This window comes from Curtobacterium sp. MCBA15_016, assembly GCF_001865105.1.
GTDB lineage: Bacteria > Actinomycetota > Actinomycetes > Actinomycetales > Microbacteriaceae > Curtobacterium.
In genome coordinates this window covers 112936-127629 of record NZ_MJGR01000024.1, presented here as the reverse complement: position 1 = coordinate 127629, position 14694 = coordinate 112936, and the positions used below count along the sequence as shown (strand labels likewise).

Here is a 14694-nt window from a genome sequence, read left to right as displayed (position 1 = left end):
GTCACGTGCACCGCGCCTCCAGTCCGCTACGGTCGCTCCGTGCGTCGTCTCTCCCCTGCCCAGCGGTGGGTCATCGGTCTCGGCGCGTTCGCGCTGCTCTGCTTCGTCGTCGGTCTCGTCGGCCTGGTCGTCGGGCTCGCGAACCGGTACGGATGTCTCGGCGCGGACGAGACCTGGCCGGAGTACCGCTGCACCGGCGACGACTCGGGCATCATCTGGGGCAGCGTGCTCGGCGTCGTCGGACTGCTCCACCTCGGCCTGACCGGACTCGCGGGGGCGATCGTGTGGACGTCCGCGCCGTCGATCGTTCCCCGACGTCCACCTCGCCCGGCGCCGAACGTCGGCGTGAACCTCGTCTTCTCGTACGGCACCCTCCGACAGCCCGAGGTGCAGGAGACCCTGTTCGGCGGGCCGGTGCCGACCACGGAGGACTCGCTCCCCGGCTGGCGGCTCGACTGGGTGACGATCACCGACCCCCGCGTGATCCGGACGAGCGGCTCGGACCGGCACCCGATCCTGCGCCGGGGCACCCCGGAGGACCGCGTCGAGGGTGCGACCCTCACGCTCGGCCACGAGTGGCAGATGCGGGCCGTCGACGACTACGAGGTCGCCGACCACCAACGCGTCGAGGTGACCCTCGGGTCGGGCGCAACGGCCTGGGTCTACGTGGCCGCCGACGAGGCCTGAGCGGCAGCGAGCCGGCCGAGCCCCTCGTCGATCGACACCGCGGGCGTCCACTGCAGGTCACGACGGGTGCGCCGCTGGTCGAACCAGTGCGCCGTCGACAGCTGCTCGGCGAGGAACCGGGTCATCGGCGGCTCGTCCTCGCCCGGACGCACCCGCCAGACCGCCTCGACGAGCGACCCTGCGAACCGAGCCACCCCGGCCGGCACGTGCACCCGCGGCGCCGGGACCCCGGACGCGGTGCAGATCCCGGCGAGCAGGTCCCCGACGGGCCGGGGCTCCCCGTTCGTCACGACGTACGCGGTGCCGTGCACCCCGTCGTCGGCGGCGTGGTCGAGCGCGGCGACCATCGCGGACGCGGCGTTGTCGACGTAGAGCGTGTCGATGAGCGCGGCGCCGGAGTCGAGCAGCGGCAGGCGCCCCGTGCGGGCACGGTCGACGATCCGGCCGACGAGCTGCGTGTCACCGGGGCCCCACACGAGGTGTGGGCGGACGGCGACGACGGCGAACCCGGGGGCGTCCGCGGCGAGTGCGAGCAGCTCGGCCGCGGCCTTCGTCCGGGCGTAGTCGCCGCGGGCCCGCGCGGGCTCGGCGGGTCCGGCGTCCGCGCCGACGAGGGACGACCCGGTGTGCGCGACCGAGGGCGAAGAGACGAACACGAACCGCTCGACCCCGGCGCCACGTGCAGCGTCGAGGAGCGTCCGGGTGCCGTCGATGTTCACGCGGACGAAGTCGTCGGGGTCGCCGGCGAGCGAGACCTTGGCGGCGAGGTGGACGACCGCCTCGATGCCGTCGACGGCCCGGGCCACGGCTGCGGGGTCGGTCATGCTGCCGAGCACGTCCGACACGCCCTCGACCCCGGAGGGCCGTCGCTGGAACGTCCGGACCTCGTGCCCCGCACCACGCACGGCCGCGGCGGTCGCCTGCCCGAGGAACCCGCTCGCACCGGTGACGAGGACCCTCACGGCCGGACCATCCGTCCACCGGACAGCACCGAGGCCGCCCACCGGGACAGCCGTGCACGGTCGACCTTCGAGTTGTGCCGGATGTCGGTCGGGAGCTCGGGCACCGTCAGCACCGCGGCGACGGGGATCCCCGCGGCAGCCCGGACGGCCCGGGCGAGGGCAGGGTCGGCGAGCGTCGGCCGACGGGTGCGGCGCCCACCGGTCGTCTCCACGACGGCGACGGCCTGCTGCGTGCCGCGGGGCCCGATGCCGGCGAGCCCGGCGCGGCCGACACCGGGGACGCGCTCGATCCGCTGCTCGGGACCGACGGGCGTGACGACCCCGTCCGCCGTGGTGAGCACGTGCTGCAGGCGTCCCTCGACCCAGAGCCGACCGGCATCGTCGAGGTGGCCGACGTCGCCCGTGCGGTGCCCGCGCGGGTCCGCCACACCGAGCCGCGACACCCGGTTCTGGCGCCAGAGCCGGTCGTACCGCTCGCGGACGTGCGGCGCCGCGACGACGATCTCGCCCGTGACGCCCGGTTCCTCGGTGAGCGCACCGGTCGGCTCGCCGGAGTCGTCGAGCGGGGCGATCCGCACGCGGACGCCGGTGGCGGGTCGGCCCACGCAGATGCCGTCCTCGTCCGGGGTGTCGGCGGCTGCGGCGCGCACGCCGTCGAGGTCGACGTCGGTCATCAGCAGCCCCTCGGTCATCCCGTAGGGTGTGTGGGCGCTCGCGTTCGGCATGAGCTCGGTGGCCGCGGTCAGCAGCGCCGCCGACACCGGAGCACCGGCCGACAGGAACAGCCGCACGCGACCGAGCGCCGCACGGTCCGCTGCGGTGAGCGCACCGGCGGTGGCCACGACGTTCGCGACGGCCGCGGGTGACAGGAACACGACGGTGGCGTCCGCTGCGGTGACCGAGTCGGCGACCGCCCGAGCGGTCAGGGTCCGGGGCGCGGTGACGTCCATGTCAGGTGCGACCGACCGGGCGCCGAGCGCGGGACCGAGGAGCGCGAACGGGGCGAACCCAGCGACGAGGCCGGTGCCGACGCCGATGTCGTACTGCGCCGCGAGGGTGTCGCGGACCGCGCCGAGCTGCCCGTGCGTGTACACGACGCCCTTGGCCGGCCCGGTCGACCCGGACGTGAAGAGGACCGCGGCCGGCGCGTCGGACGACGGCGCTCCGGGCAGCGCGGTGCCCCGTGCGAGGCGCTGCGCTCCGCGTCGTGCGACCTCGACGAGCGTGTGCTCGACCCGGAGCGCCCGACGCGCAGGGCCCGGCAACGACACCGTCGCGATGCGCCGACCGGGCCAGCCGAGCGCCCGTGCGGCCCCGAGGCCGGGCAGCGCGCCGATGATCCAGTCGGGACGGGCACCGCGCACCGCACGGGTCAGGCCGCGCAGGCCGAGCCCGGCATCGGCCACGACGACGACCGCCCCGATGCGCACGCTGGCGTACAGGACGGCGGTCAGGTCCGCGCCGGGGGTGACGAGGAGCGAGACCCGGTCACCGGCGCGGACGCCGAGGTCGACCAGTCCGGCCGCGATCTCGTCGACCCGGCGGGCGAGCAACCGCCACGAGACGGTCCGGGGACCGCCGGCGGCGGCCGTCTCGACGAGCGCGGCCTCGTCGCTGTCGCGCAGCTCGTCGAGTGCGGCCCAGAGCGGGCGGCGCACGTCGGCGTCGTCGTCGCTGGGGGCCTGGAGGGACGGCTCGGCCCCCACGGGCACGCGACCGTCCGGCAGGTGGTCACCCAGCCACTCGACGACCGTCCCGGCGACGTCGGCGTCGTCCGGCAGCAGGTGCCCGGCGCCCTCGAATCGGTGGACGTCCGCGTGCGGCAGCCGCTCCGCGAGGTCGTCGAGGTAGCGCTCCAGGAACACCGGGTCGCGCGGCCCCCACATCACGAGGGCGGGGACCTCGAGCGCGGCGACGCCGGCGGCGATCCGGTCGAGCTCGGGTGCGCTCGGGTGCGTCGCGTCGACGGGGATGTCGGCCACGAACCCGCCGACGCCCCCGCGACGGGCCGCCCCGCGGTAGGGCGCGCGGTACGCATCGGCGGTGGCACGGTCGAGCCGCGGGTGGGCGATCGCGAGCGTCGTCTCGAGGAACGCCGGCGTCAGCACCGTGGCACGGCCGAGGAGCTCCGGACGGAGCGCGAGCCGCAGCGGTGCGGGGATCGGGGCGTCGTCGGGCTGGTGCACCGCGGTGTTGCACGTCGTGACGGCCGCCACGAGGTCCGGGTGGTCGACCGCCCAGCCGAGGGAGACGACACCGCCCCAGTCGTGCCCGAGGGTGACCACCGGGCCGGACAGCTCGAGTTCGTCGGTCAGCGCGCCGAGGTCCCGCACGCGGTCCGCGAGCCCGTGCTGCACGCCGGTGCGCTCCGAGAAGCCCATGTCGAGCTGGTCGACCGCGACGACCCGCCACGCCGGACCACCGGCGGCGGCGACGTCGAGCGAGGTGCGGAGCACCGACCGCCACAGGTACGACCAGGTCGGGTTGCCGTGCACGCACAGCAGGGTGCCGACGGGTTCCACGCCGAGCGCGGCCAGGGAGCCGGCCGTGTCGAGGAGGTGCCACGAGCGCTCGGGGCGAGCCGTGCCTCCTGGATCCGCAGCGGCGGGGACCGTGACGATGCGCGACCAGGCGGGGTCGAGTCCGGGCAGGGGCGGCGGGGGCGTCGCCGGAGCCGTGGCAGCGGCGACGCGCGGGAGGCCGGACCTCACCAGCGCAGTTCCATCATCGCCGTGTTGATGCCGGAGCCGACACCGCCGAGGAACACCCGGTCGCCGGGGCGGATGGCACCGCGGGCGACCTCGTCCGCGAGGGTGATCGGGATCGACGCCGGACCGACGTTGCCGAAGCGCTCGTACGTCGTCGGGACCTTGTCGCGCGGGACGCCGATGGCCTCGACGAAGGCGTTCGTGTGCACGTCGGAGACCTGGTGGAGCACGTAGCGGTCCATGTCAGCCCAGTCGAAGTGGGAGCGTGCTTCGTTCCAGGCGGCGACGACGAGTTCCATGCCGCCCTTGAGGAGCATCTTCGCGTCGGTGAACATGCCGTCGACGCTGCCGACGCAGAGGTCGTACCACTGGGTCGCCGCGCGGGTGACGCCGCCGACGATCCGGTGGCCGCCCGGGTGCATGTCCGCCGGGCCGAGCACGGCCGCGGCGGCGCCGGACCCGAGCGTCAGGCTGGCGAACTCGCTCATGAAGTCCTTGCGGTTGCGGCCGCCCTGGTTCAGGCGCTCGATGGTGTTGAGCTGCACCTGGTCGGCGTCCTCGCCGTCCACCACGAGTGCGTACTTGATCTGACCGGAGTCGATCATGCCCGCGGCGACGCTCATCGCGTTGACGAACCCGAGGCAGGCGTTCGCGATGTCGAAGTTGATCGCGGACGACGGCAGGCCGAGCCCGTGGTGCAGGCGCACGGCCACCGACGGCTCGAGGTGCGGGCGCGTCACCGACGTGTTGATGAGCAGGCCGACGTCCTCGGGGCGGATGCCCGCCTCGGCCATGGCGCGGCGTCCGGCGTCGATGGCGGCGTCCTGGAAGGACTGGCCCTCGCCCCAGTTCCGGCGTTCCTTGACCCCGGCCACGCGCTCGAGGAGTCCCATCGGCAGGCGCAGGCGTCGCAGCACCCCGCGGAGCTTCTCCTCGATGTCGGCCGAGGTGGTCACGCGTTCCGCCACGGTCGTCGCGACCGAGAGCAGCGCGACGTTGTCGTGCTTGGCCGTGGCGTTGCCGGGCCGCTCCGTTTCGGTGCTCGTCGCCTGGTCGACCGGCCGTTCCGTCATGATCGTCACCGACACATACTTCCGCATCTGGCCTGGGTACGCGATCCGGATGCGCTGACAGGCGGGGGACAGTGCACTCCGGATGTGCCTCACGCCTCGGGCTGACGCGGCTCCTTGGGCAGCTTGCGCACCTTCGCGCGGCGCTTCCGGCGCTCGGGGATCATCGAGCGCATCTCCTCGAGCTTGCCGAAGCAGAGCAGGCGGTCGCCGGGCTCGAGGGCCACGCCGCTGCGCGGGTTCGGGATCACGCCCGAGCCGCGGTGCAGCGTCAGGACGGTGATGTCGCGGTCCCAGAGACCGGACTCCTTGATGGTCTTCCCGACGAGGTCGGCGTTCGTGTGCACGAGCAGCTCGGCGACGCCGTAGCCGGTCGAGACGGAGAGCCGCTGCCGGACGTCGATCTCGGGGAAGGCCACCTGGTTCGCGATGAAGTCGATGATCGCGCCGGCGATGTCGAGGCCGGTGGCGCGCTCGATGCCCTCGAGCCCCGGGGAGGAGTTGACCTCCATCACGAGCGGCCCGTCGTTGCCCTCGAGCATGTCGACGCCGGCGACCCGCAGGCCCATGATCTGCGCCGAGCGGACGGCGGCCTCTTCGTACTCGGGCGTCAGCGTGACCTTCTCGACCGTCCCGCCGCGGTGCACGTTCGACCGGAACTCGTCTCCGGAGGCGCTCCGACGCATCGCCGCGACCACCCGGTCACCGACGACGAGCGCGCGGATGTCCTTGCCGCGGCTCTCCGAGATGAAGCTCTGGATGAGCACGTTCTGCTTCGTGGAGTGCAGGGTCTCGACGATCGACTCGGCGACCTTCGCCTCGGGAGCGAGGATGACGCCGATGCCCTGCGTGCCCTCGAGCAGCTTGATGACGACGGGCGCTCCGCCGACGCGCTCGATCGCCCCGCGGACGTCGGCGCGGCCGTTCACGAACGTCGTCGCGGGCATGCCGATGTCGTGCCGCGAGAGGATCTGGTTCGCCCGCAGCTTGTCGCGCGAGTTCGTGATCCCGTTGGCGGTGTTCGGCGTGTAGACGTCCATCTGCTCGAACTGCCGGACCACCGCGGTGCCGTAGTAGGTGATCGAGTTCCCGATGCGCGGCAGCACGGCGTCGTAGTCGGACAGGAGTTTGCCGCGGTACTGCAGGTCGGGGTCGTCGCCGGTCAGGTCGATCGCGAACCGGAGCGTGTTGAGCACCTTCACCTCGTGCCCGCGGTCGATCGCGGCGGCCCGGAGGCGCTCCGTCGAGTACGCGTGCGGCGCACGCGACAGGATGGCGAGTTTCATCGGGGAGGCTCCGGGGTTGGTATCGACGGCGACGCTCCATCCAAGCATGCGACAGGATGGGCACATGGCCCGAGTACCGAAGTCCCCGAACGGCGGTCTCGTGGTCGCCGGCTGGCGGGAGTGGGCGGCCCTGCCGAGCCTCGGCATCCCGTGGATCAAGGTGAAGCTCGACACCGGTGCGCGCAGCTCGGCGCTGCACGCGTTCGACCTCGAGGAACTCCCCGGCGACCGGGTCCGCTTCTCGGTGCACCCCTGGCAGGACACCGACGCCGACGCCGTCACCATCGAGTGCGATGTGCACGACCGGCGCATCGTCCGGAGCTCCACCGGGCACACCCAGGAGCGCATCGTGGTCCTCACCGAGATGTCCCTCGCCGGGCGTGTCTTCGAGGCCGAGGTCACGCTGAGCAACCGCGACCAGATGGGCTTCCGGATGCTCGTCGGCCGCGAGGCACTGCGCCAGGGGTTCCTCGTCGACCCGGCTCGCTCGTTCATGGCCGGCCGGGCGCCGAAGGAGATCCGCCGCCGCAACCGCGGTCGCGCCTGACGGCTCGCCGAGCTCGCCGCCGACGCGGTGCGCGGCCTGCGCGGGATCCGCTGAAGTCGTCCACGCCGTGACCGTTCCGGTTCGCGGATCCCGGGGATCGTGAACCGGAACGGTCACCGACGAGACCGGGAACGTCAGTCGGCTCGACCAGCCGACGGACGGGAGGGACGGTGCGGGGCCGACCCGCGCCTCCAGGCCGCCGTCGGCGCGGGTCAGGCCTGCAGGTGCCGACCCAGGAAGCGCAGCTGCTGCGGCGCGAGCCGCCGCCAGTAGGCGGTGGTGTGCCCGCCCGCCTCGAACCCGCCGGCCGGTGCGGTCGCGAAGCCGTCGACGTACGTGCGCACGGCGGGCTCGAACCCGTCACCGGTGCCGCAGTCGACGCGGACCGCGACGCCGTCGACGGAGGACTGTCGTCCGAGCACCGTGTTCGCGGCGAAGTCCGCGGGGTCGTCGAAGGCGCCACGTGCCGTCTCCCCCGCTGACCGCCACAGCGCGGGGCTGATCGCGGACACCGCACGTACCCGCGCGGAGCCGAGCACGCCGGCGAGGTGGAGCGCGCCGTAGCCGCCCATCGAGTAGCCGGTGAACGCGAGCCGCGCGGTGTCGAACCCGCGGCGGGCGAGCAGCGGCAGGAACTCGTCGACGACCATCGCAGCGGGGTCGTCCCCGTCCGCGCGGCGGTGCCAGTAGCGGTTGCCGCCGTCGACCGCGGCGATCGCGAACGGCGCTCCGCCCGCGGCGACGTACGCGGCGAGGAACCGGTCGTAGCCGAGGTGGGAGCCGAAGAAGTCCGCGTGGTCGTCGCCGTAGCCGTGCAGGGCGACCGCGACGGGCAGGGGGCCGTCGGACTGCGGCGCGGCGATCGTCCAGCCGACCTCGAGGCCCTTCCGAGCGCGGGACGTGAACGACCCGGACACCGTCGGCACCGGCGTGACGTCGGGGACGGTGCCCGCCGGTCCGTCGAGGCCGAGCACGCGGTACATCGTCGAGCGGCCGGGGAGCAGCCGGAGGTTCACGGCCTCGGCAGCGGCACCGGCCACGACCACCGCGGCGCCGCCGGCGAGGAGGGAGCGGCGGGTGATCCGGGCCGCGCGCGAGCTGCTCATGCGAGGGGGACGATGCCGTCCGCGGTCACACGCGCCATCACGAGGGTCGAGGGGATCCGCTGCACACCGGGCAAGCTACCGAGTCGGGTACCGGAGGACCTCGGGTACACGCGCACGTCAGGTGTGAAGTCCCGCAGGAACCGGTCGCTCCGCCGCTCCGAGGAGCGCGTCGGCGACGGCACGCGCGGTAGCGGTCCCGAGGCCGGGTTCGCGGAGGCGCATCGCGAGGTACCCCGAGACGAGGAGCAGCAGCTGCTCGGCGAGTGCCCCGGCGTGTGCGCCGACCAGGGGCTCTGCCGACTCGGTCAGGCGTCGCCGCAGGGTGTCCGTCTCGCGGTCGAGGACCGCGCGGACGTCGGACGGGGCGTCGACGTACTCGGCCGCCGTGCCGAGGAACGCGCACCACCGCGACCCCGACGGCGTGGAGCGGTACGCGTCGAGGGCGTCGAACACCGCCAGCAGCCGGCCACGGTCGTCCTCGGCGGCGTCGACGGCCCGGTCCCACGTGGCGAGCCAGTCGTCGTGTCGACGGGCCAGTGCCGCGGCGACGAGCGACTCCTTGCTGGCGTACCCGCGGTAGAGCGTGGCGCTCGAGATCCCCGCGCGCTCGAGGACGGCGTCGATCGGCGTCGCGGCGATGCCCCGGGTGAAGAAGAGCTCCTCGGCGGCGTCGAGCAGCTTCTGCTCGGTTCCTGGACGCATCGCCATGAGAGCACCCTAGGCTCTCAAAAGTGAAACGATCGTTTTCGTTACGACAGTCGGTGTCCCTCGGGAGCGGCCTCGGCCTGATCGCCGCGACGTACGGCCTGGTCCGGCTGGCGTACGGGCTGTTCCTGCCCGACGTCCAGCGGGACCTCGGGCTGCGCGCCGACGCTGCGGGGTGGGTCTCCTCCGGAGCCTCGGCGATGTACTGCGTCGGCGCCGTGGTCGGGTACCGCTGTGCCGGCCGCGTGCCCCGGGTCCTCGTGGCGGTCGCCGCCACCGTCGCGGGCGGTGGTGCACTCGGCATGGCCGCGGCCGGCGACCCCACGGCGTTCGCGATCGCGTCGGTCGTCGGTTCGGCGGGCGCGGGACTGGCCTCGCCCGCACTCGTCAGTCTCGTGACGACCCTCGTGCCGCAGCCGGCACAGGGCCGGGCGCAGGCCGCGGTGAACGCCGGGACGGGCCCCGGCCTCGTCGCCGCAGGCGTGCTCGCGCTCGTGCTCCTGCCCGACTGGCGGACCGCGTGGACGTGGTCCGGGATCGCGGCGCTGGTCGTCGGGTCGGTCCTGCTCGTGTCCTCGTGGTCGCCCCGCCGGACGGCGACGGCCGGGCAGACCCCCACGAAGCGAGCACCGGCCCCGGACCGGGCGTGGTGGACGGCGCACCGTGCGGTCCTCGTGCTCGCCCTGCTCTTCGGCGCAGGGTCGGCGGTCGTGTGGACCTACGGCCGCTCGGTGCTCGTCGACGCCGGCGCACCGGTCGCCGTCTCGGTGTCCGCGTGGATCGCGCTCGGCGCGGGCGGTGCCGCCGTCGTGGCGACCGCCCGGTGGACGAGTCGGCTCCGTGCCCGGACGCAGTGGACGCTCACCACCGCCGCCGTCGCCCTCGGTGTGCTGGCGCTCGGCACGGTGCCGCAGTGGACGCCCGTGGCGCTCGTCGCGTGCGCCGTGTTCGGCTGGGGGTACACGGCGGCGACCGGGGCCCTGATCGCGTGGACCACCGAGATCGATCCGGAGCGGTCCTCGGCCGGCACCTCGGTGCTCTTCGTGGCGCTCGTCCTCGGCCAGGCCGGCGGTGCCGCGGCGGCCGGAGCGGTCGTCGAACCGCTGGGGTCGCTCGGCACGTTCGGGGCCGGGGCGCTCGTGACGGCCGCCTGTGCCGTGCTCGGTGCGCGGGTCAGAGCAGCGGGCGCAGCTCGATCTTCCGGTTGCACGCCACTGACGCCTCCTGCGCGACCCGCAGCGCGGTCTCGGCGTCCGGCAGGTCCATGACCCAGAATCCGGCGACGAACTCGGCCGGGTCCCCGACGAGCCCCGGGGTCGTGGTCGGCTCGGCGCGACGGGCGTCGACCACCACGGCGTCCGACGGCGCGGACACCCCGGCTGCGAAGACGACGGCGTCGCCGAGCCGCTCGTTGAGCGCGTCGACCGCGTCCGCCTCGGTCCGTGTTGCGGACTCGGTCCGACCGGCGGCCTCGGCCTGCCCGTCGTCGATGACGTTGACGAGGAACTGCATGGTGCCTCCCTGTTCGGTTGGCGGCAGGCTACTCCGACCACCGCACCCGCTACCGTGGTGACCATGGGGACGACCGCGGAGTGGTCACGGCTGCCGGTGGGGCGCCGCGAGTTCCGCCAGGACGCCCTCCTCGCACTCGTCCTCGGCGCCGGACTGGCGATCACGACGATGCTCTACGGGTCGGCCGGGACCTACGGCGACGACCAGGCAGCGTGGTGGGTCTCGGCACTGCTCGTCGTGGCGAACGCCGCACCGGTCGCGTTCCGCCGCCGCTGGCCGATGACGATGGCGGTCGTCTCGGCGCTGGCCTTCGCGGCGACGCAGATCCTGCACGTGCCCGAGGTCTTCCTCGTGAACTTCACGCTGTTCATCGCCCTGTACACGGTCGGTGCGTGGTGCTCGGACCGTGTGCGCGCCGAGGTCGTGCGCTGGGTGGTCATCGGCGGCATGTTCGCCTGGTTGTTCGTCGCGATCGCCTTCGGCTGGGCGGTGCCGAACGCGCTGCCGAACGACGACGGCGGCCTCATCCCGCCGTACATCGCGCTCTCGCTGCTCAACATCGTGATCAACGTCATCTACTTCGGCGCTGCCTGGTACGCCGGCAACCGGGCCTGGGCGTCGGCGGTGGCGAAGCACGAGCTCGACCTCCGCACCGCCGAGCTCGCCGCCGAACGCGAGCGGAGCGCTGCCCAGGCGGTGACGATCGAGCGCGTGCGCATCGCCCGCGAACTCCACGACGTCGTGGCGCACCACGTGTCGCTCATGGGGGTGCAGGCCGGCGCGGCTCGACGCGTGATCGGCCACGACCCCGAGCAGGCGACGGCATCGCTCGGCGTGGTCGAGCAGAGCGCCCGGACCGCCGTCGAGGAGCTCCGCCGGATGCTCGGCACCCTGCGTGCCGACGAGGACGGCGGCGACGACGTCCGCGCGGCTCCGAGCACCGAGGGGCTCGGCCGGATCGGCGAGCTCGCCGACTCGGCCCGGACGGCGGGGCACCCGACCGAGTACGTCGTGGTCGGCAGCGTCCGCGACGTCCCGCCCACGGTCTCGGCGGTCGCCTACCGGATCGCGCAAGAGGCCGTGACGAACGTCCTCAAGCACGCCGGCCCGACGGCCCGGGCGGACGTCCGGGTGCGGTACCTCGACGACGGCGTCGAGGTCGAGGTCACCGACGACGGACACGGCGACCGAGCACCGCGGAACACTGCGGGCAGCGGACTCGGCCACGTGGGGATGCGCGAACGCGTCGCCGCGGTGGGCGGACGGATCGAGATCGGGCCGCGCGCCCGGGGAGGCTGGCTGGTGCGGGCATGGCTGCCGACGACCTGACCATCGTGCTCGCGGACGACCAGGACCTCGTCCGGGCCGGCTTCCGCGTCATCCTCGAGTCCGAGCCGGGGTTCCGGGTCGTCGGCGAGGCCGCTGACGGCGCCGAGGCGGTCGAGGCCGTGCGGACGCTCCGACCGGACGTGGTGTGCCTCGACGTCCAGATGCCGAACGTCGACGGGCTCGAGGCGGCGCGTCGGATCGCCGCGCTCCCGGAGCCACCGGCCGTGCTCGTCCTGACGACCTTCGACCACGACGACGCCCTCTTCCAGGCGCTCGAGGCCGGGGCGAGCGGGTTCCTGCTGAAGAACGCCTCCCCCGAGCGGCTGATCGATGCCGTCCGCACCGTGGCGGCCGGCGACGCGCTGCTCGCCCCGGACGTGACCCGCCGGGTGATCAGCCGCGCGACCGCCGGGTCCGGGGCGCCCGCGGCACCGGACGGCGACGAGGCGGTCGTCACGGCAGGGCTGACCGAGCGTGAGACCGAGGTCCTCCGGCTGCTCGCCCGCGGGCTGAGCAACGCCGAGATCGCGACGGAGCTGTGGGTCGGTGAGGCGACCGTGAAGACCCACGTGTCGAACGTCCTCCAGAAGCTCGGACTGCGCGACCGCATCCAGGCGGTCGTCTGGGCCTTCGAGCACGGCGTGGCCGGAACCCCCGCCTAGACCCCCGTCCGACCCGCGCTCCCCCACGCGGCGGAGCCCGCAGTGCCCCGATCCCCGTCGCCAGCCGGAGGCGCCCGTCGCACCCCGCGCAATAGCGTCGACGCAGGCGGAGCGAACCGCCGCGAGAGGGGAACGACATGCTCACCATCGACGGGGTGACCAAGCAGTACGGCGACCGCCGCGTGCTCGACGACGTGACGTTCACGGTCGGCGACGGACGCCTGACCGGGTTCGTCGGCGGCAACGGCGCCGGCAAGACCACCACGATGCGGATCCTGCTCGGCGTGCTCCAGGCCGACGCCGGCACCGTGTCCATCGCCGGCACCACGATCGGCCCGGCCGACCGTCGCCGCTTCGGCTACATGCCGGAGGAGCGCGGGCTCTACCCGAAGATGCCGGTCGCCGAGCAGATCACGTACTTCGCCCGGCTGCACGGCGTCGACAAGCGCACCGCGGCGAGCCGCACCACCGACCTGCTCGACCGGCTCGGCCTGGCGCCGCACGCCACCGACGCCGTCGAGAAGCTGTCCCTCGGCAACCAGCAGCGCGTGCAGGTCGCCGCCGCGCTCGCCCACGACCCCGAGGTCCTCGTGCTCGACGAGCCGTTCTCCGGCCTCGACCCGATGGCGGTCGACGTCGTGCTCGCCGTCCTGCGCGAGGCAGCGGCGGGCGGCGTGCCCGTGCTGTTCTCGAGCCACCAGCTGGACGTCGTCGAGCGGCTCTGCGACGACGTCGTGGTGATCGCCGGGGGCACGATCCGCGCCGCCGGCCCGCAGGACGAACTGCGGAAGCAGGCCGGCCCGGCCGCGTGGGAGCTCCTCGTCGACGGGGACGTCGCCTGGCTCCGCGACGAACCGGGCGTCACCGTCCGCGAGTTCGACGGCGGCTACGCCGTGTTCGAGGCCGACGACGCCACCGCGCAGCGCGTCCTGCAGCGGGCCGTCCAGCACGGCACCGTCGGGTCGTTCTCGCCGCGTGTCCCCCGGCTCAGCGAGGTCTTCCGGGAGGTCGTCCGATGAACGGCTCGTTCGTCCAGTCCGTCCGGCTCGTCGCCGCGCGCGAGATCCAGGCCCGCGTCCGCAGCAAGGCGTTCGTCGTGTCCGCCTGCATCCTCATCCTCATGGTCGTCGCATCGATCGTCGTCGGCGGCATCGTCGGCAAGGCCACGGCGGGCGACACCACCCCGGTCGCGGTCGTCGACGGGGTCAGCCTGCCGACGAGCAAGGGGCTCGACGTCACCGAGGCGCCGACCGCTGCCGCCGCCGAACGACTCGTCGAGAACGGTGACGTCGACGCTGCGGTCCTGCCGTCCGACGACCCGCTCGGCTACAAGGTCGTGGGGCTCGACGACGCCCCGACCGACGTCGTCCAGGCGCTGAGCGTCTCCCCCCGCATCGAGCTGCTCGACCCGAACGCGATCCCCGGGGGCCTGATCTACATCGTGGCGCTGGCCTTCGGCGTCGTGTACTTCGCGTCCGCCGTGACCTTCGGTCAGTCGATCGCGCAGAGCGTCGTCGAGGAGAAGTCCACCCGCGTCGTCGAGATCCTGATGGCGGCGATCCCGGCCCGGGCACTCCTGGCCGGCAAGGTCCTCGGCAACAGCGTGATGGCGTTCGCGCAGATCGTCGCGGTGGCGATCGCGGCGGCGGTGACGCTCGCGGTCACCGGGCAGGACAACATGTTCACGGTGCTCGGCCCGAGCATGCTCTGGTTCGTCGGGTTCTTCGCGATCGGCTTCGTGCTCATCGCCTCGCTGTTCGCGGCGGCCGCGGTGCTCGTCTCCCGTCAGGAGGACGTCGGCAGCGTCACCACCCCCGTGATGATGCTCGTGATGATCCCGTACATCCTCATCATCGTCGCGTACAACAACCCGACGATCCTCGGCGTGATGTCCTACGTGCCGTTCAGCGCGCCGATCGGGATGCCGATGCGGATCTTCCTCGGGACCGCCGAGTGGTGGGAGCCGATCCTGTCCCTCGTCATCGTGGCGGTCTCGGTCGTGCTCGTCGTGGTCGTCGGCGCCCGGATCTACGAGAACGCGCTGCTGCGCACCGGCAGCCGGGTGAAGCTGACGGAGGCACTGCGCGGCTGACGCCGCAGGACCGGACGGGAGGCGCGGT

Annotated in this window: 14 protein-coding genes; 7 read left to right on the top strand and 7 right to left on the bottom strand. The window is 73.6% G+C overall.

Features of this window, described 5'->3' with window-relative positions; genetic code table 11:
* The first annotated feature begins 39 nt into the window (after positions 1-39).
* The gene (locus BIV03_RS20115; RefSeq protein WP_254790861.1) at positions 40-687 is read left to right on the top strand and encodes a gamma-glutamylcyclotransferase family protein; all 648 of its coding nucleotides are present in this window, start codon (positions 40-42) and stop codon (positions 685-687) included.
* Here the strand turns inward: BIV03_RS20115 and BIV03_RS11100 are convergent.
* From BIV03_RS11100 to rimK, 4 genes are all read right to left on the bottom strand, one after another.
* Positions 663-1649: an NAD(P)-dependent oxidoreductase gene (locus BIV03_RS11100; protein WP_071295756.1), complete on the bottom strand. Its 987-nt coding sequence runs from the start codon at positions 1647-1649 to the stop codon at positions 663-665. The genes BIV03_RS20115 and BIV03_RS11100 overlap by 25 nt on opposite strands.
* Entirely contained in the window at positions 1646-4360 is a 2715-nt protein-coding gene (locus tag BIV03_RS11095) for an alpha/beta fold hydrolase (protein WP_071295737.1), read from the bottom strand. Before BIV03_RS11095 ends, BIV03_RS11100 begins: the two co-directional genes overlap by 4 nt.
* Positions 4357-5430: a 3-oxoacyl-ACP synthase III gene (locus BIV03_RS11090; RefSeq protein WP_070419407.1), complete on the bottom strand. Its 1074-nt coding sequence runs from the start codon at positions 5428-5430 to the stop codon at positions 4357-4359. Before BIV03_RS11090 ends, BIV03_RS11095 begins: the two co-directional genes overlap by 4 nt.
* 89 nt (positions 5431-5519) lie before the next feature.
* On the bottom strand, positions 5520-6713 hold the full coding sequence (rimK, locus tag BIV03_RS11085; RefSeq protein WP_070418032.1) for a 30S ribosomal protein S6--L-glutamate ligase: 1194 nt from the start codon (positions 6711-6713) through the stop codon (positions 5520-5522).
* A 64-nt stretch (positions 6714-6777) separates the two neighbouring features.
* Between rimK and BIV03_RS11080 the strand changes: the two genes are divergently transcribed.
* On the top strand, positions 6778-7260 hold the full coding sequence (locus tag BIV03_RS11080; RefSeq protein WP_070418031.1) for a RimK/LysX family protein: 483 nt from the start codon (positions 6778-6780) through the stop codon (positions 7258-7260).
* Positions 7261-7472: 212 nt separating this feature from the next.
* Here the strand turns inward: BIV03_RS11080 and BIV03_RS11075 are convergent, their stop codons facing one another.
* Complete coding sequence (locus BIV03_RS11075; protein WP_071295736.1) at positions 7473-8366, bottom strand: alpha/beta hydrolase family protein; 894 nt, start codon at positions 8364-8366, stop codon at positions 7473-7475.
* Between the two features lie 117 nt (positions 8367-8483).
* The gene (locus BIV03_RS11070; RefSeq protein ID WP_071295735.1) at positions 8484-9074 is read right to left on the bottom strand and encodes a TetR/AcrR family transcriptional regulator; all 591 of its coding nucleotides are present in this window, start codon (positions 9072-9074) and stop codon (positions 8484-8486) included.
* Between the two features lie 53 nt (positions 9075-9127).
* Here BIV03_RS11070 and BIV03_RS11065 point away from each other — a divergent pair, with 53 nt between their 5' ends.
* Entirely contained in the window at positions 9128-10339 is a 1212-nt protein-coding gene (locus BIV03_RS11065; RefSeq protein WP_175475805.1) for an MFS transporter, read from the top strand.
* Here the strand turns inward: BIV03_RS11065 and BIV03_RS11060 are convergent.
* Complete coding sequence (locus BIV03_RS11060; RefSeq protein WP_070418027.1) at positions 10245-10583, bottom strand: YciI family protein; 339 nt, start codon at positions 10581-10583, stop codon at positions 10245-10247. The genes BIV03_RS11065 and BIV03_RS11060 overlap by 95 nt on opposite strands.
* Positions 10584-10646: 63 nt before the next feature.
* Between BIV03_RS11060 and BIV03_RS11055 the strand changes: the two genes are divergently transcribed.
* The 4 genes from BIV03_RS11055 to BIV03_RS11040 all read left to right on the top strand — a co-directional run bounded on the left by BIV03_RS11055 (position 10647) and on the right by BIV03_RS11040 (position 14666).
* A complete protein-coding gene (locus BIV03_RS11055; protein WP_071295733.1) occupies positions 10647-11912 on the top strand; it encodes a sensor histidine kinase in 1266 nt (421 codons plus the stop codon).
* The gene (locus tag BIV03_RS11050) at positions 11894-12574 is read left to right on the top strand and encodes a response regulator transcription factor (RefSeq protein ID WP_071295732.1); all 681 of its coding nucleotides are present in this window, start codon (positions 11894-11896) and stop codon (positions 12572-12574) included. The genes BIV03_RS11055 and BIV03_RS11050 overlap by 19 nt, the downstream gene beginning before the upstream one ends.
* A gap of 137 nt (positions 12575-12711) precedes the next feature.
* Positions 12712-13593 (top strand): ABC transporter ATP-binding protein, encoded by an 882-nt coding sequence (locus tag BIV03_RS11045; protein WP_071295731.1) that lies wholly within the window; start codon positions 12712-12714, stop codon positions 13591-13593.
* On the top strand, positions 13590-14666 hold the full coding sequence (locus tag BIV03_RS11040) for an ABC transporter permease (protein ID WP_070418023.1): 1077 nt from the start codon (positions 13590-13592) through the stop codon (positions 14664-14666). The genes BIV03_RS11045 and BIV03_RS11040 overlap by 4 nt, the downstream gene beginning before the upstream one ends.
* Positions 14667-14694: the final 28 nt, after the last annotated feature.